The following is a 22960-nucleotide window of genomic DNA, read 5'->3' on the forward strand; positions in this document are numbered from 1 at the left end:
TCAACTATAACACTAGTACGTTGAGAGGTGAATCTGCGTGACACTTGATAATGAACAAATCAGTGAAAGTAACATTCAAGCGGTACTTTCCGTAAAAGGCATCACCAAAATAATGGGTAAACAAAAATTAGTGAACCAGCTGTCCTTTGATATGCATCAAGGGGAAATCGTTGGGCTGCTTGGTCCTAATGGAGCAGGAAAGACGACAACGATTCGTATGATTGTAGGCTTGATCGCAATGAATGAAGGAGATGTATTGGTTAAGGGGCACAGCATTCGTACGGATTTTGCCAAAGCTATATCACATGTGGGAGGTATTATAGAGAATCCTGAGTTCTATCCCTACATGACGGGGTACGACAACTTGAAGCAATATAAGCGAATGGGCGAAGGGATTACCGAGGAACGGATTTCTGAAGTGGTGAAGCTTGTTGGTCTTGAGGGCGCTATGAGCAAAAGAGTAAAGGCCTACTCCCTGGGAATGCGTCAGCGACTTGGTATTGCGCAAGCACTCCTGCATAAGCCAGCCATTCTTATTCTGGATGAGCCAACGAATGGACTTGATCCCGCGGGGATTCGGGAAATGCGTGATTATTTGAAGAAAATCGCTAGTGAGGAAGGAATTTCGATTCTAGTATCCAGTCATTTGCTGGCGGAGATGGAACTGATGTGTAACCGTGTTGTGGTTATTCAGGAAGGTAAGCTGGTTACGGTTAGAACATTAGGAGCTGCGAATATCGAGAACAACGGTGTGGATGCAGTGAATGGAACCAATAGATCCAATATTGTGCAAATTAACCTTCGAGTGAATGATGTCGTTCAAACCAAGGATAGCTTGCTGCATTTGAAGGATATTCGCATAGTGGGAATTTCACCGGAAAAGAATGATATAACGGTAGCCATTGATGATAGCTCTATTCCTCTGCTCGTCAACACTTTATGCGAGAAGGGGATTGCCCTGTATCGGATGGAGGAAGTGAAGGAGTCGCTTGAGGATGAATTCTTAAAATGGACTGGAGGGAACCAAATTGCTTAACTTTGGGAATCTAGTAATTAATGAGTGGTTGAAAATGTATAAGAAACGAAGCTTCTTCATCCCCTTTGCGATTATGGCGGTAATTATCATTGGATTTGTGTATCTGATGAAGTCATTCGCTCCGGCAACGATAACAGCAGGTATAACAAGCTTTGATGTAATTAATGAAATGATGAACTATAACGGGTTAGGGCAGATCATTACATTTCTTGCGATCATATGTACAGCGGGTTCTGTAACGAAGGAGCATAGCCAGGGGACGATAAAGTTCCTGTTGATCCGTTCTCATAGCCGAAGTGCGATTTTAGCATCCAAATATGTAACAGTATTGTTGTTCATCGTTATGCTCACTTTATTTACATTGGCAGTATCTTTTGCAGCGGGGGTAATTGTATACGGATTTGAGATACATGATGTCACATGGAGGGATGTACTTTTAACGACTGCGGCTGCCTTAATAAGAACATGGGTATACGCGACGATTACTTTCATGCTTGGAGTGTTAACGCGCTCAACCGGGGCTACGATAGGAGCGAGTATGGTAATTGTGGTACTGAATGGCCTGATCATATTTTTGCTCTCCAAATATGCCTTTATTAAATATGTGCTGTTTACGAATATAGATTTGTTGCCTTATTTCTATAACCAGAATCCACCGTACGAGGGGATGACACTAGGTTTCTCGATCAGCGTAATTGCAGTGTATGTGTTCTTGTTTCTTGCAGGGAGCTTTGTTACGTTTAAGAAACGGGATATCGCTTAAATGATATACTTGAGATTCGTTATTTTGGCAGAAAGGAGCGACCCGGTGTGACTATTGAATTCGATAACAATTTACCGATTTATTTGCAAATTATGAACTATATCAAACGAGAGATTGTGACAGGCAAGCTGAAGGCAGGAGATAAAATTCCATCCGTCCGTGAACTGGCTGCTGAGCTGCAAATTAATCCTAACACGATTCAACGGACGTTTCAGGAACTGGAGAGGGAAGCCGTGGTAGAGACGAGACGTGGGCTTGGAAGATATGTAACAAGCGAGGAGTCTAAAATTATGACAATTAAAAAAGAGATGGCTGGAGATTTGCTGGAACATTTTATTCATGGAATGCAGGAGCTTGGTTTTACTAATCAGGATATTGCGGTAATTGTGGCAGAAGCGGTTAAGGTAGAAAATCAAGAATAGCCTGTGTTACTAAGGATTGAAATTTTTGAGGAGGAGACTTGAACGAGTATGGAAAATATACTTCAGTTTCAGGGGATATCTAAATCCTACGGGTCTAAAAAAGCACTGCAGGACGTGACCTTTAGTATTGGTGCTGGCAAGATCGTAGGTTTGCTAGGCACGAACGGAAGCGGCAAAAGTACATTAATGAAAATAGCGGCAGGTCTTATTCAGGCTTCAGCTGGGACGGCAACAGTGACCGGGGTTCAGGTGGGGCTTGAAACGAAATCATTAGTATCTTTTATGCCGGATCGTCCTTTAACTGAGTCATGGATGAAGGTTCGAGACGCGATCCAGTTCTACAAGGATTTCTATAGTGATTTCGATTCAGAGAAGGCACGTCGGATGCTGGACTTTATGAATTTGAATGAGCGAGATCGGGTATCCACATTGTCTAAAGGGATGAATGAAAGGCTGCAGTTGAGCCTTGCATTGTCCCGCAATGCGAAGCTGTATTTGCTGGATGAACCGATTGGCGGAGTTGATCCGGTGGCCAGAACGAAAATATTAGATGCAATCGTGGAGTTCTATAGCGAGGACAGCACTGTGATTATTTCGACGCATTTAGTCCGTGATATCGAGCGGATTTTTGATGAAGTTATATTTATTAAGAATGGTTCTATCGTTATGCAGGAGGAAGTGGAGGATCTTAGGATCAGACATGGTAAAGGTGTTGATGACATGTTCAAAGAGGTGTTTGCAGAATGATCAAATTGCTGAAGTATGATTTTAGGCAAAATATGAATACAATTCTGGGCACATTTGCAGTACTGATAATTGTGCAGATCATGCTCGCCATCACTGCTCAAGTAAGGGGATGGGATCAGACGCTAGTGCTAGGCGGAAGTATTGCCCTTTATATGATTGTAAGCTGCAGCGTGATAATTATGATGTGTAAAACGTTTCGAACAAATATCATGGCTTATCATATCAGATTGCTGCCTATACGACCTGTCTGGATGATAGTATCATCACTGTTATTGGGTATGATTGTTGTGGGCGGCGTGGTAGTGTTAATGATGATTCATACTATGGTCTATCGGGAGAACTTTCAAATTTTGATGCAAGAGGTTGAATTAAGCTTATTAAGCAATAAAGAGTTAGCTATAATTTTCCTAAGGGTTATCTGGAACTGCATTGTTACGATCATAATGATCTTATTGGCCATCACAGTTGGATATAGTGTGCAAAAGGGTAAACGTATAGGAATATGGCTTGGGATCATTACATTTTTTGTTCTGCAATATATAGTATCCTGGATCGAGACGAAATTGTTTTATCAAACGGATAAGCTGAGTCTTCCATTTATTGAAACGAATACGAATGTAATCAATACCGGAATTAATGCTGAAATAAAAGCAAATATACTGGATTTCCCATGGGGATTGTTTGCATTTGAATTGGTTGTAACCGGTCTGATGATCTGGGCAATCACATACTTGATTAATAAACGGGTAGAGGTTTAATAAAGATAAGAAAAAGATGGCGGATCTGCTTATACAGCAGACAGCCATCTTTTTTGTCTGAAGCTCTATTTGGATTTATTACGTCCATAAATGAATTTTTGTCCTATAATACCGATTACAAAAATGATCAGGCTGTCCCATGGCGATACTGTAAACGAGGGCATAATCCGGGTCAGAAGCAGGCCGATCGCGACGATAGCAACAGCGATACCGATATAAATTCCTAATGCTTTTATATCAAATTTGCGATTAGGTTCATTTTGTCGTTCTTGCTCATCGTTCTTTCGGGAACCGGGCCCAAGATAACGGATAACCAATTCAACCAGCACGATAGATAACGCTGCGATCAGAAGCAGGGAAGCACTGCTAATCAGAGTGTACTCAAGCTCGCCGCCGAACCATTTACTGAAGAAGCCGGTAATCATGTAAATGAAAAATACCCAAGTCAGTGCAATCCAGGGAATCATGGTATAGTACATGATTTTGTCCCTTGTGCTGCGAGGTTTACGCATGGATACATCTTCTGCGAGCTGTTTGCTATAAGCAGCCGCGTCGGGGCCAAATAGATCTTTGGCCAGGATGTCCTTTTCCTGATTCTTCACAATTTTGCGGGCTAGTCCTAGAAGCACTTCTTCACCTTTAGCTTCAGTTAAGGGACTGGAACCGGATCGGATGTACATGACCATTTCGCCGAAATAGGCCTCATTAACCGGATTCATTTGCTGTCTTAATTGTTTAGTCTCTTGAATCATTTCATGAATATACAATGAAAATTCCTCTCCTCCCAAGCTGCAAGCATTACTCCAAAATTGCCAAACGAGTTAATAAATTGTCGATTTTCTCCAGTAGTATACTGCAAATTTTGTTGTTTTCGCAAGGGACTAGGGAAGTGAGTGGCTTGTAAATAGGCAAAAGCTATTATATTCATAGTATTTATATATTATAACAATTGGGATACTTTGGAATATGATATACCTACAGTTAATTTAAAATCGGGAGGTCCTACTATGGAGAGCAAGAATGAAGTAAGCATCAAATTCAATAAGGCAGCTCGGGATTATGATAAACAGCGTCGTAAATTGATACCTTGCTTTGATGATTTTTATAACATTGCTGTGTCTCTGCTACAATCGGATGCTCAACACCCTAGAATATTAGATTTAGGTGCTGGTACAGGATTGTTATCGTCCATGCTGCATCAGAAATATCCTGAAGCTCATTTTACGCTGATAGATCTATCTGAAAAAATGCTGGAGATGGCTAAAAAAAGATTTGATGGATATAACAATGTCAGTTATGTTCTAGGCGACTACACGAATTATGTGGAATATGATTCCCAGAACAAATACGACTTCATTGTGTCGGCGCTCTCCATACATCATCTGAACGATGAGGATAAGGTGGAATTGTACCAGAATGTTTATGAGAATCTAAAGGACGGTGGAATATTTGTAAATGCCGACCAAGTGTTGGGCTCCACTTTATTTCTGGAATCGCTCTATACAAGTGACTGGAGGCAAAAGGTAGAAGCCAGTGATTTGTCCCGCGATGAAATTGATGCAGCTTATGAAAGAACCAAGCTTGATCAAATGGGGAGCCTCGAATCACAAATTAAGGCTATGCAAAAAATTGGATATTTAGACGTGGATTGTGTGTACAAGAATTATAATTTTGTTGTTTTGCATGGAAGAAAAGCAAAATCACATAGTTTGAAGACTCTGTGAACGAAGAATAAAAAATACCCTCCTCTGACGAAACTACAGCATGTGCGAAAAGGAGGATGGGAGTAATGGAGAAATATGAATCTGAATTAACTCGCAGGTATTTGCTGAACAGCCATTCCCGCGGCAGTCTGGAGGAGGTAATATCTGACGAAGAAGGCTTCGAAGCAGAAACGGAGATGCTCGAAATGGAATCTGCTTCCGATGTTACGCGCGATTTGCTCAGATTGTATTATGAATAACAAAAAAAAACTACAAATTAACATTACTGATTGACACCCCGTAGCTTGTGATGCTAAGATAAGTTTAATAAATCACATTAAACTTATCGGAATTAAATGATTATATAAAGCAAGATGCAAGTGCGGGGAGGATTTTAGTATGGAACGGCAAATTATCATTCAGCATGGACAAGAGGAAATCGCAGCTAGTATTCATTATGCAGCACCAGCCAAGCAAGAAGGACGCTGTAAGGAGCGTCTTCCGCTGGTTGTTATATGTCATGGTTTTGTCGGCAGTCGAATCGGAGTAGATCGTTTGTTCGTCAAGACTGCTCGCGAACTGGCGGAGCAAGGGTTTCTTGTTGTCCGTTTTGATTATATCGGTTGCGGAGAGAGCAGTGGTGAGTACGGCAGGGAAGGCGTAGAGTCGATGATTGCCCAGACGCGAACCGTTCTGGACTATGCACATTCTATCGGCGATATTGATCCTACAAGAGTTACGTTGATCGGACACAGCTTAGGCGGTGTAGTAGCTCTATTGACATCGGTACGTGATCGTAGAGTAAAGAATCTTGTATTATGGTCCTCAGTAGGCTATCCGTTTAATGATATTGTGAAAATAACCGGAAGAGACGTATACGATAATGCGATTAAGCGCGGTACGGCAGATTATTTAGGCTACGACTTTGCTCCTGTCTTTTTCGATTCACTTGGAGCATATCAGCCGTTTCAAGAGGCTTTGAAGTTTACTGGAAACGTACTAGTGATTCATGGAACGTCAGATGATGACATCCCGGTGGATTATGCTTTTTTATTCCAAAAGGTGTTCTGGATGCGTCCTGAGGGAAGGTGCGATAAGGAAATTATTTTCCAGGCGGACCATACTTATTCTAACGGAAAGCATCGAAGACAATTGCTGCAAAAAACCAAGGAATGGCTTAACGGGCTCGAAGGAGTTCAGAGTGAATGGCAGCATTGGATGATTTAGCTTGTGAAGGTCGTTTCAACAGGAAATTGAGAACTGGTAAATAATATCCCGTCGGTGATAAAATAGAGATGTAACCAAATTGGCGTCGGGAGGTAGGTTCTATGACTCAGCCTTCATTGTTTATCGCACACGGGTCCCCAACACTGGCTATTGAACACAATGCATACACTGGATTTCTTAAAGAATTGGGACAGCAAATAATGAGTGTGCCTCCTCGAGCGGCTCTGATATTCTCAGCCCATTGGGATTCACCAGTCCAGTATGTAAGTAATGATACTCTTCATGAGACGATGCATGATTATTATGGCTTTCCTGAAGAGATGTATCATATTCGCTATCCGGTTAAGGGTGATCCTGAACTTAGTGAGTGGATCAGCAGCATTTTTAAGTCAGGCAATTTACCGTATCAAATGAGCTCAGGTAGAGGATTGGATCATGGAGCATGGGTAGTACTTCGCGCACTGTTTCCGAGCGGGGGCATTCCGGCAGTCGCCTTGTCTGTGGATTCCAAACGATCACCTGCAGAACAATATGCGATTGGCAAAATGCTGACAGAGTTGCGAAACCGTAACGTTCTAATTATTGGCAGCGGCGGTTTGGTACACAATCTCCGTCTGATGGAAAACAGGGATGATCCTAACCCGTGGGCTACTGAATTCGATGATTGGATCGGAGAACAGTTAACCAACTGGAATCTTCGTACGTTGTTTGATTATGAAAAAAAAGCACCACACGTCAAAGAAGCTGTACCCTCCTATGCAACAGAGCATTTTGCCCCGCTTCTGTATGCGATGGGAGCTAGTGATAATGATCGGCATGCCAGTCGTTTATTTCAGGATTATCAATACGGTAGTCTCAGTCTAAATGCTTGGCAGTTTGGTAGTTAAATGAATGGCAGACAGGCTGATTTCCCTAACACATCTCTATGGGTTAAATGGGAATCGCCTGTTTTTTTGTTGAAGGTTTCTCCTTAAAGTGTGAATCCTATCTTTTCCATACGACTCCATTCGACGTATAATAGATTAAATACATAATGATAGACAAATGGAGGAGTTATGAAATTAAACCTGTCTAAAATAGGACTACCGCTTGTGATGGCGGCTTGTCTACTGCTAACTTCCGCTTGTGGAGGCAATAAGACTGCACTCCCTGAGGCTGACCCTGCAAATTCTGTAACCGTAGAGAATGACAACACTGAACTACCTTCTGAGCCTGCTCCCCCGGCCTATACCTCACCTTTATCAGGAAAACCATTGGATGAACCTATAACTCAGCGTCCACTTGCTGTTATGATTAACAATGCTCCGGCTGCAAGACCCCAGTCAGGTCTTAATGAAGCAGATATCGTCTATGAAGTATTGGCAGAAGGCGGAGTAACCAGGCTGATTGCTATTTTTCACAGTGGTGAAAAGGTAGCTAAAATCGGCCCGATTCGCAGTATCAGACCGTATATGATTGATCTTGGAGAGAGCTACCATGGCGTTCTGGTGCATGCTGGTGCTAGTAATGATGCGTATGCGATTATACAGCGTCAGCATAAAGAGGATCTTGATGAAATTACGAATGCGGGTTCCTTTTTCTGGCGGGATAAATCGAGAAAAGCACCTCATAATTTGTATTCTAATGTAGAGAAGCTTGTGGAAGGGGCCCTTAAGAGAAACTATGTCATGGAGGACACCGCGGTTCCTGCATACACTTTTCGAGATGAGAATGATCCGGTTGAAGGTGATATTGCCAACTCCGTAGAGATTAAATTTCAGTTAAGCAATTATTTAGTAACTTATGAATATGATGCAACGACCAAGCTGTATAAACGATATATCAATGGAAAACCGCATACTGATTTAGACACTCAGGAGCCGATCACCGCTGCCAATGTAGTTGTGCTTGGAGCTGATCATAAGGTATTGGATGATGTTGGACGTCTCGAGGTCAACCTGGAGACAGGTGGAGAAGCGATACTTTTTCAGCGCGGTAAAATGATTCGAGGACAGTGGGTGCGCAAGTCGGACGATGTCATCCGATTTATCAAAGACAATAAAGAGATTCCATTTTATCCAGGAACTACATATTTCAACGTTGTGCCCAATAATCCTGATTTTGATAGCCATATTAAGGTAGATTAAGCGTTTCCAGAGGGATTTATTGTATGAATAAGGATATATGTGGATGGTAATGGTAAAGTTGGTGCAAAAATTAGTGACCGAACGTGAAATGTTTGCGACAAAATTACCTATATAGGTATTAGTTGTGTTAAGATATTCAAGGTTATGTAATAAGAGTGTAATAGGAGTGTAAAACTGTATTCACACTTAGAGAAGAGGGGATACCACATGCGAGTCAAGAAAAAGGATATCTTTTTCCAAACATTGGAGAACATGGCAGATACTATCGTGAATTCTGCAGATTATTTTGCTGAGCAGGTAGCGCAATTCAAGGATGTAGAACAATTTGCCAAAAAAATGAAGGAATTTGAATCCCAATGTGACGAATACACGCATACAATTATTGTCGAATTAAATAAGACGTTCATTACTCCGATTGAACGCGACGATATTATGAATTTGACGACAACGCTTGATGATGTCATGGACGGATTGGAAGCGACAACTTCACGTTTCTTTATGTATCATCTTAGTGAACCTGATGAGTATATCATTAAGTTTGCTGAGATTTTGCGCAATTCGGCCTATGAAATTCAAAAAGCTATTCATTTGCTGTCCGAGAAGAAGCTGCTGGCGATACGCGAATATACGATTCGTTTGAACGATCTTGAGAATCAAGGGGACGAGCTGCTGCGGATTTGTATTAATGAATTGTTCGTCAAGGTAACTGACCCGATCATACTGATCAAGAAAAAAGAAATATACGAACGTCTTGAAACGACGACTGATGCGTGCGAGCACGTAGCAAATATGTTGGAATCCATTATCATGCGCAATTCATAAGAATCGTGGCGTGACGATATACAATCGATATTCGGGAGGTTGGGATTGCGCGGATTTCTAGAGAGATACCCAATCTGTGCAAATAAGCTATGGATACGAGTTTGTTGATTATGATGATCGTCATCATCCTGGCGCTTGCGTTTGACTTCATTAACGGATTTCATGATACGGCAAATGCGATTGCAACTTCTGTATCTACGAGAGCGTTGAAGCCACGTACAGCGATACTGATGGCGGCTGTGATGAATTTTTTGGGTGCGATAATGTTCACCGGGGTAGCAAAAACGATTGGCGGCAGTGTAGCTAACCCAGCTGCACTTGATAATGGGCTGGAAGTGTTGACTGCCACGTTGCTTGCTGCGATCATTTGGAATCTTATTACCTGGTGGTTTGGAATTCCATCCTCATCGTCTCATGCCTTGATAGGGGCTCTTGCTGGTGCAGTATATGTAGGTGCAGGACCGGACAAGCTCAACTGGAGCGGGTTTAAGACGATTATTGAGGGGCTAGTATTTTCTCCAATCATTGCATTTGTTATTGGTTACATCGTTATGATGGTGCTGAAATGGATTTTCGCCAAGCGCAGTCCACATACCGTGAACAAGGGCTTCCGTTCCATGCAGGTGATTACGGCGGCCATTCAAAGCTTCACTCACGGGACCAACGATGCGCAAAAGGCAATGGGTATTATTACTTTCGCATTGGTTACAGCCAAGTATCAGGATCATATGGAGGTTCCGCTTTGGGTTAAGCTCTCGGCGGCTACCGCTATGGCACTCGGTACTTCTATTGGTGGCTGGAAGATCATTAAAACAATGGGTACAAAAATTTTCAAAATTGAACCAATTAACGGCTTTGCAGCCGATCTTACCGGAGCATCTGTTATTTTTAGCGCCACATTACTTCATCTGCCGGTCAGCACTACGCATGCAATTACATCGGCGATCCTGGGCGTAGGTTCGGCGAAACGGTTCTCTGCCGTCAAATGGTCACTTGCCGGACGTATCGTTATAGCATGGGTCATCACGATCCCTATTGTGATGATATTGTCAGGATTGATCTATATTGTGTTGTTCTAAATAAGTGTATGAAAGCCAATTTAAAGATAGAGGCGTCCCGAAAGTTATCTAAGATAACTTTGAGGGACGCTTCTTGTTTAGCAGTGGAAAGGCAAGATAATCAGGAAAAGCATGTAAAAATACATCTTTTTTAGAAGTAGCCATGAAAGGATGAGCCAAAGCCTGCAAAAATGCAGGAATATTGTTCAGAATAGACTAGTTTGAAGAGAATCCCAGAGAAAGCCTGTACATCTGCAGCAATTTAGGGCATTTAGAGGCTTTACATAAACAAAGCCTGCACATTTGCAGGAATTTCAGGGATTCCGCATCATGACACTATTACACATGAGATACGGTCATAGAATAATGGTAATGGTGATAAATGCTACAGGTATTGATACAATGCTATATGTATCGGATAATGTCACTGTGCAGGGGGGGACTCTATTGATCAGAGTAATGGGGATTACGCATGAGCATAAGGTAGAGGGAGATATTCCTCTCGAGCGAATTCATGATACGAAATATGCATGGAGCTGGGTAGATTTTAGTGTGCCTTCGGACGAGGAAGCCGAAAAGCTGGATTCCTTCTTCGGATTTCACCCGCTTGCTATTGAGGATTGCCTCCTCGTATTGCAGCGACCTAAAATAGACTATTATGATGATTATCAATTTTTAGTATTGCATGATTTAGACCCAGGAACGCTGGAAACGGTAGAGGTCAATTTGTTTATCGGCAGTAAGTATATCGTGTCCTTTCATCACAAGCCTCTGGAAGAAATCGACGGAGTTTGGGACAAGCTGATGAAGCAAACGCAGAGTAAAAAAGGCTGGGCTCGTGGACCGTTCTCTGCCGCTTATATGATTATTGACAGCTTGGTGGATCAATATTTTCCTTGTGTCTATGCTGTTGAGGATGAGCTTGATGAGCTGGAGAAGCAGGGTGGACACGAATCTGTAGAAACTTTGATGAACCAGGTATTTGATCTGAGAAGTCGATTGCTTAAGCTTCGCCGATCGATTGTACCGATGCGGGATTTAATGTACCGTCTACTCAATTCACAGCATATTCAAGGTGAACGGGAACCAAGGGCCCATTTTGCGGATATACATGATCACTTGCTCAAGCTATCTGAAATGATCGAGACGGATCGTGAAATGACTGCTGATTTGCGGGACTCCTATATTTCACTTAATTCTAATCGAATGAATAGCATTATGAAGACACTCACGGTTATTACTACGGTGTTTATGCCACTATCTTTAATAGCGGGAATTTACGGGATGAACTTTACCAATATGCCGGAGCTTGGGTGGCATTATGGGTATTTTGCTGTAATCGCATTGATGTTACTGCTTAGTGTTTGGATGATCCTCTATTTTAAAAGACGAGGTTGGTTCAAATAAAAAGGCTGCCGTCGCATTTAGCGACGGCGTTTTCCGGTTTTTTTGCGGCCTCGGGAGTTGGACGTACGTTTGCGACTGCTCTTTTTACCTCTACTTTTACGCCGTGGCTTGTATTCGTCCAGCTTTCCGTTGTTTCCACCTTGGAGCTTAAGCCCCTTTCCTCCGGGAAGAAAACCGGCTACCATTTTGGCCATAGGAGCGAATTGCTGTACCGTCTGCATGACCTTTTGAACCTTTCCCATTGTTGCGAGAATACCATCGATACCGCCAAGTCGTTCCACAATTCCACCGAGATTGGCTAGCGAGAATCCACTGGCTGCTGTGCTTGCAGCCGACTCTGCGGCAGCGGCCCCAGGAAGAACAGAGACGGGGTTGCTTGCTACGGGTGAGTAGGGAACAAGCGCCGAGGCTTCAGCTTTTGGCAAATCCAAAGCACCAACCGGACCGATTCCGGGATATAGGCTGGAGTCAGCATAAGGGAAAGGCGCGGCACTGCGTTTTGAAGAATGATAATGAGGCATTATATCACTTTCCTTTTCATATATTTTCGGGCAATAGGCATTTGATTACTATACTGTATGTGTTCGGGGCTTTCGGCGTATAGACGATTATCACGGTTTTTGTGGGCTATTGCGGATTTTGGCCTTCTTTCTGTAATGCGTGAAATCGTTAATGCTTGAAAAGGGGGATGCTGCTCGGGTACAATAGTAATGCGGTTACAGTAATGGTAGGGGATGATTATTCAGTGCAGCTTAAGAAGTTGAATGATAAAACGATTGATCAATTATTCGAAGCAATTCTTACTTTGAAGGATATTGAGGAATGTTATACTTTTTTTGATGACTTATGTACAGTTAATGAAATACAGTCCTTGTCTCAGCGTCTTGAAGTAGCGCGTATGCTGGGTAAAGGGAATACTTACAACCAGATTGAGGCTGAGACGGGAGCCAGCACGGCTACGATCTCACGCGTGAAGCGCTGCCTTAATTATGGTAACGATGGCTACAAAATGACGCTGGACCGTTTAGGACGTTAATAGTGAAGCTAGGCGTTCTAGTTATTAGCCATGGTTCACCCGATCCTAATTGGGTGAACCTTGTTGATGATGCTATTCAAATTGCAGCAACTGATCTGCCGGACGGCCTTCCGATCGTGGCCTCTTTTTTAGAGGTCGTCGAGGGGCGTTTTATTCAAGATGGAATCGATCAATTGGAGAAACAAGGAGTAACGGAGCTTATCGTTATTCCTTTGTTCGTATCCTCAGGAAGTACTCATATAGACGAAATTGCATATGCGTTTGGTGTGAAGAACACGCCGGATAAGGAGACGGATCTTAAGCCTTTTCGCCTCCATTCCCACGTGTTCTTTGGCGATCCAATCGATGACGATCCGGTGATCGCCCAGATGATCTGGGACAAGGTGCAGGGACTGTCTCTTCAGCCAGAGCGTGAAGTGATTCTTTTGGTTGGTCATGGAAGTATTCATGATGGCTTCCGCCAACGCTGGGAACGAGGGATTTCATCATTGTCTAGCCGGGTAGGCAAGCTTAGCGGACTAAAGGCCAGTGATTATGCGCTGTTAAATCCTGATAGTGTCAGGCAGAAAGTGACTAATTGGCAGGAACGAGGATATGATGTTATTATTGCTCCGCTTTTTTTGAGTGCAGGTTATTTTACAAAGAAAGCGATCCCTTCCAGGCTTGAAGGCTTGAACTATCGGTATACAGGTGAGGCTCTTTTGCCACATTCGCTGTTGCCTTACTGGATGTCTCAGCAAATATTGAATATAATGGGATCAATGAGATTATGATAGCGGGTGGCGTTCAGAAATGAAAAAAGCAAGGTTGATCTATAATCCAACCTCCGGTCGAGAGGAAATGAGAAGGTTGCTTCCGGATATATTGGAGCGTTTGGATCGTGCCGGCATTGAGACGTCCTGTCATGCTACCACTGGAGAAGGCGATGCTACGCGTGAAGCGTCAGAGGCCGTTGATCGTGGTTATGATATTATTATGGCGGCTGGCGGTGACGGTACCCTGAATGAAGTAATTAACGGGATGGCCGGAAAGAACGACTTGCCACCGTTAGGTATTTTTCCGCTTGGGACAACGAATGATTTCGCTCGTGCTATGGGAATTCCAAAGCGCTGGGAAGATTATTGCGATTTAGTGATCGAGAATAAGACTAGACCTATCGATATAGGCATAGCAAACGGACGCCATTTTATAAATATTGCAGGCGGTGGTTCCTTAACTGAGCTTACTTATGAGGTGCCGAGCAGGCTAAAGACCATGATCGGCCAGCTTGCCTACTATATGAAGGGCATTGAGAAAATGGCCAGCCTATCGCCGATCCGACTCGAAATTCGTGCTGAAGGACTTGATTTGATCGAAGGCGAATTCATGCTCTTCCTTATAGCAAACAGCAATTCGGTTGGAGGTTTTGAGAAGCTGGCCCCGGATGCAAGAATTGACGATGGCATGCTCGATGTAATTGCACTTAAGAAATGCAATCTGGCAGAGTTTATCCGCCTCGTAACGATGGCGCTTCGCGGCGACCATTTTAACGATCCACGTGTCGTCTATTTCAAAACTAGCAAAATGGAAGTCAGCTCACCAGACCACGTCCAGCTGAATCTCGACGGCGAGCTAGGCGGCGAACTGCCTGGCGTGTTCGAAATACTGCCGCAGCATTTGCGGATTTTTGTGTGATGGCTTGATGGATATGGGTTGATGGATGGATGCTGGATTGGCTGCTGCTTAGCGGCTGAGTAGATGGTGTAGTGCAGAGACTGAATTGCAGCAGGAGCTAATGTCCCGTAGTCAACAGGAGCGAATTCGTTGGATAGATAGTGCGTAGGGATGAATTGCTGCAAAAGCTAAAGCCAATGTCCGCAGTCCAACAGGGTGAATTCGAGGGATAGATAGTGCGGGAATGAATTAATGCAAAAGTGCAGTTTTTTGCGTCGGAATGAGCTGGGAATGATGATATTGCTGCAAAAACGCAGTTTTTTCGGAGTGTATCCTCGGCTGTAGGATGAAATGGTATAACATTGCTGCACATTTGCAGGCTTTTTCTAAAAGGACTGGCTTGTCTCGGTAAAAAATGCATTTTTGCAGGCTTTTTGCTGGATAGTAGCTAAATACATGTGATCATAGAATATCCCCTGTCATCATGGCGGGGGTTTTGTGCGGATATGGTAAAATAGAGGCTAAAAGTGCAGGAAGAAGTAATTAAAAGGAAATGAGTGAAGTAATCGGATGAAAAAGCAGCAGGCAGCACGGACAAACGGAAAAAGCGCCGAAGCTAGCAGGAACAATCGCAATCCTAGAAACAGTATGAAAGCTGGAAATAAAAACAGAAGACATGATTCGGTGCAGATCGAGAAGGACATTCCGGGTGTGCCTGTTGCGAAAAATGATGAGGTTATCATCGATATCATTGGCATGAATCACGATGGGGAAGGCGTGGGCAGAGCAGAGGGGTATACGCTTTTTGTGCAAGGTGCGCTTCCTGGTGAGAAAGTAAGTGTAAAGGTACTCAAAACCAAAAAGCAATACGGCTATGCCAAGCTGTTGAACGTGTTGAAAGCGAGTCCTGATCGGACTGCTGCTCCATGTCCTATTTATGATAAATGCGGCGGGTGCCAGCTTCAGCATCTTAGCTATGAGGGCCAGCTTGCGTGGAAAAGACAGCATGTCGTGGACGCGCTGGAGCGGATTGGGAAGCTGAATGTAGCGAGCTCTATGGGGGAAAATCATACGAGTGAATTGGAGACGGTACAAGCTGCACACAATGCAGGGAATTCAGAGGCTGGTAATCATGGCGGTAATAAAGCCTCAAGTGCAAGTCTGCATGAGATTACAGTGCTCCCTACACTTGGGATGGCGGAGCCTTGGCGTTACCGCAACAAAGCACAAGTACCGATTGGAGTTACGGATGGCGGCTTGGTCGGAGGATTTTATGCGCGCAGCAGCCATCGTATCATCGACATGGAGACTTGTCTCATCCAGCATGACAAGAACAATGAAGTCGTTGCCCGCGTCAAGGCGATAGCTCGCCGCTTCGGCATCAGCGCCTATAACGAGGAGACAGGCGGCGGCCTGCTTCGCCACGTTGTGGTCAAGGTCGGCTTCCGCACCGGAGAAATGATGCTTGTCCTAGTTACGAACGGCGAAGAAATCCATCACGTTGAAGAATGGATCGCCGCGATCCGCGACGAGCTGCCTTCCGTGGTCAGCATCTGCCAAAACGTGAACACTCGCAAAACGAATGTCATTTTTGGCGATGTAACCCGTGTTCTGTGGGGAAGTGAAGTCATATACGACTATATCGGAGACGTTAAATTTGCCATTTCCGCACGCTCCTTTTATCAGGTGAACCCAGTGCAGACCGAGGTGCTGTACGGGAAAACCGTTGAATATGCTGGACTTACAGGCAACGAGACCGTTATTGACGCATACTGCGGGATCGGTACGATTTCACTCTTTTTGGCTCAGCACGCTAAAGAGGTTTACGGTGTCGAGATTGTTAAAGAAGCGATTGAGGACGCTCGAGTGAATGCCCGGTTAAACGGGATGGAGCATGTAACATTTGAAGTGGGCGCATCAGAGGATGTCATCCCACGCTGGAAGGAAGAAGGCATCGAAGCCGACGTCATCGTCGTCGATCCTCCGCGCAAGGGTTGCGACCCGCGACTGTTGGAGACGATTCTGGAAATGAAGCCAGAGCGGGTTGTATATGTGAGCTGTAATCCGTCTACGCTGGCGAGGGATTTACGTGTGCTGGAGGACGGCGGGTATCGCACGGTGGAGGTGCAGCCGGTGGATATGTTCCCGCATACGGTGCATGTGGAGGTCGTAATAGGAATGCAACGAATAGATACGTAGAAATCCTTTGTTTTCAACACTATGCGCCGTTTACGACCTTTACGAAGGATGGCGCTGATTTCAAAAATAAGGTGCTGAAGGAAACAATTGAAGTTTCGGTCGTGCTGGACCTTGGTTTTGACGTCGAGTGTGTAGACAGGTCAGAGGATAGCAAATGAGAGAGTAATAAATTCATTTATAGGAAATTTTGATGAGAGCGTCCTTGGATAGCTCTCTTTTTTAGACCGAAATTATTAAGGTGAAATTTGGAGGAAATGGTTCTCTTAGAAGGATTTATAGGTCTTGAAGTCGAAAAAAAGTAACAGGATTCAGAAAAGGTAATTGAGTAATTTGGAAATTATATGTATTTATTGACTTTGAGGTTAGATATAGCGAAGGTGGGTCTTGTAATGAAATCTACTGACGTTAAGCATTCAATAGCGGGGTTTTACATGCAGTAATGGTGCATTTTTTGTTACTGATGATAGGAATTTAAAAGAGAGGGCTTCATTGATATATAGGCATTAGGGATTGACACACAAGTCCCATCACCGATCCAGTTAATAGAATAACTGAAAAATTAGGATTTATTTTCATGAAACCTCCAATTTGTACCATTTATTTTTTTAAATTCGGCTGTAAACGTGCGTCGTTGTTGTTTAGGCATTGTAGAGTGATCCGCTCCTTAACTTGATAGGTTTATTCTACAAGCCCCTATTTTTTTCTGTCCAACTTAGTGTAGCCGATCCATAGTCCTTTTTTGTATGGAATTAAGTTGCTCAAAGTAGAAGCTTGCGCGTTTTCGTTGTATGATTTACGTATTATAGTAGTTTACAAGTATTATTCGAATTTCCAAGGGTGATTTCTATTAAAATTTTCATCGAAGTAATAGACCATGCAGAAGAAGAGGAAATCCGTATCAGATGTCACCAAATAGACGACGACATACATAAGCTCATCAATAAAATAAAAAACGAAACGCTCATAATACTTGGTTATCATGAGGATAAAATCAGCCGCATCAAACTTAGTGATATTTATTATTTTGAAGCTGTTATTTGGCGTCCACCACTGCTTTCTTGAGCAGATTGTGGGCAAGCAAAAGCCATCCGACCTCCAAGATTTACTTTTGGTAAGCCTCAAAGTAGAGAGCTTTTGAAGCCACGGTTGCTCTTCATATCGCCAAACACAGGCCCCGGCTCAATCATCCGCCAGGGTAACCCTTCTTATAATCCAGCGGAGATAGGCCGACCCTATTTTTGAAGACGCGGCTGAAATAATACTGGCTCTTATACCCCACCTTGATAGCCAAATTTCCGATTTTGATATTTGAAGTTACATCGTCCAGAATTTCCTTTGCTTTGGCGATCCTTAGCTCTGTCACATAATCTAAGAATGATAGGCCAATCTCCTGCTTCATCCGCTTACTAAGATAGGTAGGGTTAATATGGAATAAGGAGGCTACACGGCTGATGGAGAGCTCTGGGTCCTGATAGTGATCATTAATATATTCCGTTACCTTATTTACGAGCACTGTTCCATCCCCTGTGAAAGTTGGCTGCTCTAGTTCCTTCGTTTCTCTCCTTGAATGACGCCGCTCAGGATATTTCATTTGCAAGTGCTCATCCAAGCGAAACAACAGCTTGTTCAGATCACTCTTTGGCACGGGCTTCAACACATAGTCGAACGCTTGCAGTTGTACCGCTTGGCGTGCATATTCGAAGTTATCATATCCACTGACAATAACAACAACTGACGAATATCGCTCTTTCATGAGACTGATCATATCTAGTCCATTCATGTTCGGCATATTAATATCCACTAAACAAACATCTGCTTGAGCGTTCTCTAGCTGTTGCAGCGCTTCACCTGCACTTTTAGCCTCCCCTATCACTTCAAAGGGATAAGAACTTTCCTCGATATATTGTTTTAACCCCCTGCGAATGATCTTCTCATCATCGACGATTACGATCTTCCACATCCTCATCCCGCTCCCATTCCAAAGGTATTCTGATCATCATCTTCGTAATGCCCCCGCTGCTGCTAACCGTTAGCCCATACGCTGCGCCAAACGCTAACCGAATCCGATGATTGACACTATACAATCCAAATCCTGTGGCAGAACTGTCATAATTGTCCTCTACCAGCGCTTGATTGATCTGAGTTAGCTTTTGCTCTGGAATCATGACCCCATTATTTTCAACCTTAATGACAACATTCTGATCCTTCTTATAAGCAAAAATAGAAATCGTACACTTCTGATCCCCTAAAGGCTTGATCCCATGATAAATCGCATTCTCCACCAGCGGCTGCAACATAAATCGAATAATGTTTCGCTGAAGCAATTCTTCATCATAATGGAGTTGATAATCAAGAATCTCCTCATATCGCACACATTGAATATGAAGGTAGCTCTCCACATGATATAATTCCTGCTCTAACGGAATATAAGGGCTTCCAACACCTAGACCGAGTCTGAAATAAGTGCTTAATGCCTCGACCATTTCCACTACATTGTCCGCGCCATAATCAGCTGCCATCCATTGAATCGTGTCCAAAGTATTGTACAAGAAGTGAGGTTTGATCTGCTCATGTACAAGTTTAAGCTCGCTCTCTTTCTTCTCCTGCTCTGAACGATATAACTGAACAAGCATCTCGTTGAAGCTGCGCCCTAGATCTCCAATTTCATCATTGCGCGATTCGTCAGCTCGGATGTATTGGTCACCTTTTTGTACATTCTTCATCACTTGCCGCAAAGATTGAATTGGCCGAATAATTGATGATGCGAGCAGCGTCAGCAGAACAATAAATACGCCGCCAATCAGAATGCCGACCAGCAACGCTGTTCGTTGGGTCTTCATAACCGCAAGTGAAAGCTCTGAATTCGGCACTTCAAGCACCAGCTTCCAGCCTTGGACACTATTAATCGTAGCCTCAAATAAGCTGACATCTTGATTTGTCTGGTGCTTGCTCGTCTTTACATCACCAGCTTGTGCGTTGGCGACAATAAGCTGCCCCGATCGATCATACAACGAGATGTCCTGAGCAATCTCCTTCATTTTCTCGATAGAGACTGCAGCAGCAATGTAGACAACCTCCTCATTCACAACCGGATTCACCCGATATAAAATGACTACGATCTCTGCACCGTTAGCCTTCGAGACAATCGGATTACTTACTACATATTGAGCGTTGGATTCGATCAAATGCTGATAGTAGGGCCGGATCAGAATGGAGAAGGGTCGATCCTCTTGAGACCAGGAATTGGCTTGTAAGTCAACAACACGGATCGATTCATACTCTTCTTCCATTTTTGTCTCAAACTTACGGGTCTCCTGAAGCAGCTCAGCCCGCGTCCACCTGTGATCAGAAGCTAATGAAGCAAGCATATCGATCTCGCCAATGCGCTGATTGAACCAATAATCAATTTGCTGGCTCCGTGCATTCACAACCTGTTGAGTTAAGCTTCTATTTAATGGAACAACTGTATGATTCATTTCCATGTAAATCGCAACAAGCAGTGCAAGGAACAGCAGTGTAAAGCATCCTCCTGCATATAATGCTATCTTTTTTTGTATGGAAATCATCGCTCGTTCTAACCTCCCCTAAACACCACAGCCTTTGCATAAAGCCCGAAAAAGACAAAAAAAAACTAGAATGTGCAAATACATATGTCTTCATCAACTTTATAATAGTTCTTGTGCATATTTTCACATATGGATCTGTTTATGTCTAGGTTAAGTATGAAAAATTTGCCTAGTAAAATTTTTCATACGGCTAGAACAATTATTAAATTTAAAGGAGATAAAGGAGAAATGATGCGTACTCACACAAGTAAGTTATTATCGATTCTGTTGGTCGTTTGTCTCATGTTCACCTTGGCTGCTTGCGGTGGAAAAGATGCAACCCCCACCGACAGTAACGGTACGAAAGTCGTAGAAGGTATCGGTCAAGGAAAGCATGGGGATATCAAAGTAAAGGTATCCTTCGCTGACAACAAGATCACTGACATTGAAGTTGTGGAGCAAAAGGAAAATGAAGTGCTCGCTGAACCGGTTTATACACAGCTTAAGCAGAATGTTATAAGTGCAAATAGCCCTGATGTCGATGCGATTAGCGGTTCGACCGTAACAAGTGAAGGTTATCTTCAAGCGATTCAGGATGCAATTACAAAGTCTGGCATTACTCTGGTTTCAGTTGGTGCAGCGTCGAACGCTGGCGCGGACAAAGAAGAAGCAGAGCAAACCTACGATGTTGTCATAATCGGTGCCGGTGGTGCTGGATTCAGTGCAGCCATCGAGGCAAAGAAAGCCGGAGCAAATGTTGTTCTTTTGGAGAAAATGCCAACCGTTGGCGGTAATACCCTAATCTCTGGTGGTGAAATGAACGCACCAAACAACTGGGTTCAGCAAAATCTTGGTATTACTGACGATACAGCTGACCTGTTCTATGAAGATACGTTAAAAGGCGGAGACAATCTTGGCTCGCCTGAGATGGTTCGTATTTTGGCGGATAATGCTCTCGCTTCAGCAGAATGGTTGCGTGACGAAATCAAGGTGGAGTTCCTACCGGATCACTTATTCCAATTCGGCGGACATTCTAGAAAACGTGCCTTGATTCCTGTCGGTCATACAGGTGCCGAATTGATCACCAAGCTCAAAGCTAAAACCGATGAAGAGAAAATTACTATCAAAACAAATATGAAGGCTGAATCTCTGATTACGGATGATCAAGGAAGAGTAACTGGAGTTACCGCAACAACTGGTTCTGGCGACAAGATTACGTTCCATGCTAACAAGGGCGTTATCATCGCTTCCGGCGGCTTCGGCTCCAACGTTGAGATGCGTAAAAAGTATAATCCGGAACTAGATGAAAAATATATGTCCACAGACACACCAGGCACTACCGGGGACGGTATCATCATGGCAGAAGCCCTTGGTGCAAAATTGACTAATATGGAGAGCATCCAAACCTACCCTGTTTGTAATCCAGAGACAGGTGTGATCTCCCTTGTTGCTGACTCTCGTTTCGACGGTGCCATTCTCATTAACCAGGAAGGAGAACGCTTTGTCGAAGAACTAGAGCGTCGTGATGTAATCTCGAAAGCGATCCTTGCTCAAACTGGCGGATACACGTATCAATTTTGGAATCAAAAAATTGCAGATATCGGCAAAACGATCGAGGTCCATCAGGATGAATATGATATGTTGGTGAAGCAAGGCTTGCTCCACAAAGCCGATACCATCGAAGAAGCTGCTGATTTCTTTAAGGTCGATGAGGATACATTAAAAGCAACCATCCAAAAAGTTAATGAATATGCTAAAACTGGTGATGATCTAGATTTCCACCATCGCGGAGGACTTGTGTCTCTCGAAACTGGCCCTTACTACATTCAAAAAGCGGTTCCTTCCGTTCACCATACTATGGGTGGCTTAGTGATTGATGAGAAAACTCGCGTAATCAATGAAAAAGGAGAAATTATTCCTGGCTTGTATGCAGCTGGTGAGGTCACAGGAGTTATTCATGGTTCGAACCGTCTTGGCGGTAACGCTATTGCCGATATCTTTACCTTCGGTCGTATCGCGGGTCAACAAGTAGTCTCTGAAAACTAAACTAATCAACAAACAAGAGATGATTCCTGTATTGAACAGGGGTCATCTTTTCTAGCTCTTTTTCCCGCAACTTGATTTTGCCTTACAGATAACCAGGCAATTTGGTATCTTTATTTCCTTTTGCCGAATTAACCTGGGCTTGTGTCAGAAAAATACTGTCCCTTAAATCGGCTCCGGACACATCCGCATCCCTAAAGTCAGCACCGATAAAATCAGCTCTTCTTAAGTTCGCGGGATCGAATCTATCCCCGGACGTCATTATCGCCGATCCAGAATAACACGACGATACCTCCTAAGATACCGCCCTATCCTTAAAAAAGGGCGACTTTAATACACCCTCCTAATTTCCAATTTTGAAAAAGGAAAACGGCGGTTTTGATTGTTATTTCAAAACCGCCGCATGGCCACATTG

22 protein-coding genes and 1 pseudogene are annotated in these 22960 nt (G+C 43.5%); 18 read left to right on the forward strand and 5 right to left on the reverse strand.

Going from position 1 to position 22960, the window contains the following annotated elements; translation table 11 throughout:
• Nucleotides 1-112: 112 nt before the first annotated feature.
• Genes BLS49_RS11710 through BLS49_RS11730 form a run of 5 tightly spaced genes read left to right on the forward strand, consistent with a single transcriptional unit; the run spans nucleotide 113 to nucleotide 3726 of the window.
• A complete protein-coding gene (locus BLS49_RS11710; RefSeq protein ID WP_091230465.1) occupies nucleotides 113-1036 on the forward strand; it encodes an ABC transporter ATP-binding protein in 924 nt (307 codons plus the stop codon).
• Complete coding sequence (locus BLS49_RS11715; protein WP_091230201.1) at nucleotides 1029-1799, forward strand: ABC transporter permease; 771 nt, start codon at nucleotides 1029-1031, stop codon at nucleotides 1797-1799. Before BLS49_RS11710 ends, BLS49_RS11715 begins: the two co-directional genes overlap by 8 nt.
• 47 nt (nucleotides 1800-1846) lie before the next feature.
• Nucleotides 1847-2221: a GntR family transcriptional regulator gene (locus BLS49_RS11720; RefSeq protein WP_091230204.1), complete on the forward strand. Its 375-nt coding sequence runs from the start codon at nucleotides 1847-1849 to the stop codon at nucleotides 2219-2221.
• A gap of 48 nt (nucleotides 2222-2269) precedes the next feature.
• On the forward strand, nucleotides 2270-2968 hold the full coding sequence (locus BLS49_RS11725) for an ABC transporter ATP-binding protein (RefSeq protein WP_091230209.1): 699 nt from the start codon (nucleotides 2270-2272) through the stop codon (nucleotides 2966-2968).
• Nucleotides 2965-3726 carry a hypothetical protein gene (locus BLS49_RS11730; protein WP_091230212.1) on the forward strand — a complete coding sequence of 254 codons (762 nt, stop codon included), beginning with the start codon at nucleotides 2965-2967 and terminating at the stop codon, nucleotides 3724-3726. Before BLS49_RS11725 ends, BLS49_RS11730 begins: the two co-directional genes overlap by 4 nt.
• A gap of 65 nt (nucleotides 3727-3791) precedes the next feature.
• Here the strand turns inward: BLS49_RS11730 and BLS49_RS11735 are convergent, their stop codons facing one another.
• Nucleotides 3792-4493 carry a DUF1129 family protein gene (locus BLS49_RS11735; protein ID WP_091230215.1) on the reverse strand — a complete coding sequence of 234 codons (702 nt, stop codon included), beginning with the start codon at nucleotides 4491-4493 and terminating at the stop codon, nucleotides 3792-3794.
• A gap of 240 nt (nucleotides 4494-4733) precedes the next feature.
• Here BLS49_RS11735 and BLS49_RS11740 point away from each other — a divergent pair, with 240 nt between their 5' ends.
• From BLS49_RS11740 to corA, 8 genes are all read left to right on the forward strand, one after another.
• Complete coding sequence (locus BLS49_RS11740; RefSeq protein ID WP_091230218.1) at nucleotides 4734-5450, forward strand: class I SAM-dependent methyltransferase; 717 nt, start codon at nucleotides 4734-4736, stop codon at nucleotides 5448-5450.
• A gap of 65 nt (nucleotides 5451-5515) precedes the next feature.
• Nucleotides 5516-5689, forward strand: a complete 174-nt coding sequence (locus BLS49_RS24820) for a hypothetical protein (RefSeq protein ID WP_175471387.1) — start codon at nucleotides 5516-5518, stop codon at nucleotides 5687-5689.
• A gap of 139 nt (nucleotides 5690-5828) precedes the next feature.
• Nucleotides 5829-6656 carry an alpha/beta hydrolase family protein gene (locus tag BLS49_RS11745; RefSeq protein ID WP_091230221.1) on the forward strand — a complete coding sequence of 276 codons (828 nt, stop codon included), beginning with the start codon at nucleotides 5829-5831 and terminating at the stop codon, nucleotides 6654-6656.
• A gap of 101 nt (nucleotides 6657-6757) precedes the next feature.
• Nucleotides 6758-7543: a DODA-type extradiol aromatic ring-opening family dioxygenase gene (locus BLS49_RS11750; protein WP_091230224.1), complete on the forward strand. Its 786-nt coding sequence runs from the start codon at nucleotides 6758-6760 to the stop codon at nucleotides 7541-7543.
• 168 nt (nucleotides 7544-7711) lie between these two features.
• Nucleotides 7712-8782, forward strand: coding sequence for a DUF3048 domain-containing protein (locus BLS49_RS11755; protein ID WP_091230227.1), 1071 nt, complete (start codon nucleotides 7712-7714; stop codon nucleotides 8780-8782).
• A 207-nt stretch (nucleotides 8783-8989) separates the two neighbouring features.
• On the forward strand, nucleotides 8990-9604 hold the full coding sequence (locus tag BLS49_RS11760) for a DUF47 domain-containing protein (RefSeq protein ID WP_091230229.1): 615 nt from the start codon (nucleotides 8990-8992) through the stop codon (nucleotides 9602-9604).
• An 89-nt stretch (nucleotides 9605-9693) separates the two neighbouring features.
• Entirely contained in the window at nucleotides 9694-10683 is a 990-nt protein-coding gene (locus BLS49_RS11765) for an inorganic phosphate transporter (protein WP_091230232.1), read from the forward strand.
• A gap of 426 nt (nucleotides 10684-11109) precedes the next feature.
• The gene (gene corA / locus BLS49_RS11770) at nucleotides 11110-12069 is read left to right on the forward strand and encodes a magnesium/cobalt transporter CorA (protein WP_091230235.1); all 960 of its coding nucleotides are present in this window, start codon (nucleotides 11110-11112) and stop codon (nucleotides 12067-12069) included.
• 17 nt (nucleotides 12070-12086) lie between these two features.
• Here corA and BLS49_RS11775 read toward each other — a convergent pair whose 3' ends face one another.
• Complete coding sequence (locus tag BLS49_RS11775) at nucleotides 12087-12590, reverse strand: hypothetical protein (RefSeq protein WP_091230237.1); 504 nt, start codon at nucleotides 12588-12590, stop codon at nucleotides 12087-12089.
• A gap of 224 nt (nucleotides 12591-12814) precedes the next feature.
• Between BLS49_RS11775 and BLS49_RS11780 the strand changes: the two genes are divergently transcribed.
• From BLS49_RS11780 to rlmD, 4 genes are all read left to right on the forward strand, one after another.
• On the forward strand, nucleotides 12815-13105 hold the full coding sequence (locus BLS49_RS11780; protein ID WP_091230469.1) for a YerC/YecD family TrpR-related protein: 291 nt from the start codon (nucleotides 12815-12817) through the stop codon (nucleotides 13103-13105).
• Complete coding sequence (locus BLS49_RS11785) at nucleotides 13105-13878, forward strand: sirohydrochlorin chelatase (protein WP_091230240.1); 774 nt, start codon at nucleotides 13105-13107, stop codon at nucleotides 13876-13878. The genes BLS49_RS11780 and BLS49_RS11785 overlap by 1 nt, the downstream gene beginning before the upstream one ends.
• A 19-nt stretch (nucleotides 13879-13897) precedes the next feature.
• On the forward strand, nucleotides 13898-14779 hold the full coding sequence (locus BLS49_RS11790; RefSeq protein WP_091230241.1) for a diacylglycerol kinase: 882 nt from the start codon (nucleotides 13898-13900) through the stop codon (nucleotides 14777-14779).
• A gap of 549 nt (nucleotides 14780-15328) precedes the next feature.
• Nucleotides 15329-16957 carry a 23S rRNA (uracil(1939)-C(5))-methyltransferase RlmD gene (gene rlmD / locus BLS49_RS11795; protein ID WP_091230244.1) on the forward strand — a complete coding sequence of 543 codons (1629 nt, stop codon included), beginning with the start codon at nucleotides 15329-15331 and terminating at the stop codon, nucleotides 16955-16957.
• Nucleotides 16958-18140: 1183 nt separating this feature from the next.
• Here the strand turns inward: rlmD and BLS49_RS11810 are convergent.
• Together BLS49_RS11810 and BLS49_RS11815 are read right to left on the reverse strand one after the other, a co-directional pair.
• A complete protein-coding gene (locus BLS49_RS11810) occupies nucleotides 18141-18917 on the reverse strand; it encodes a response regulator transcription factor (RefSeq protein ID WP_175471388.1) in 777 nt (258 codons plus the stop codon).
• A complete protein-coding gene (locus BLS49_RS11815; protein ID WP_091230254.1) occupies nucleotides 18892-20523 on the reverse strand; it encodes a sensor histidine kinase in 1632 nt (543 codons plus the stop codon). The genes BLS49_RS11810 and BLS49_RS11815 overlap by 26 nt, the downstream gene beginning before the upstream one ends.
• Nucleotides 20524-20751: 228 nt before the next feature.
• On the opposite strand from BLS49_RS11815, the gene BLS49_RS11820 reads away from it, so the two are divergent.
• Nucleotides 20752-22548: a flavocytochrome c gene (locus BLS49_RS11820; RefSeq protein WP_091230259.1), complete on the forward strand. Its 1797-nt coding sequence runs from the start codon at nucleotides 20752-20754 to the stop codon at nucleotides 22546-22548.
• A gap of 82 nt (nucleotides 22549-22630) precedes the next feature.
• On the opposite strand, the pseudogene BLS49_RS11825 reads toward BLS49_RS11820, so the two are convergent.
• Nucleotides 22631-22780, reverse strand: a pseudogene (locus tag BLS49_RS11825) (pentapeptide repeat-containing protein); the annotation flags it as partial.
• Nucleotides 22781-22960: the final 180 nt, after the last annotated feature.

The sequence above is a fragment of the Fontibacillus panacisegetis genome (assembly GCF_900102215.1).
Classification (GTDB): Bacteria; Bacillota; Bacilli; order Paenibacillales; family Paenibacillaceae; genus Fontibacillus; species Fontibacillus panacisegetis.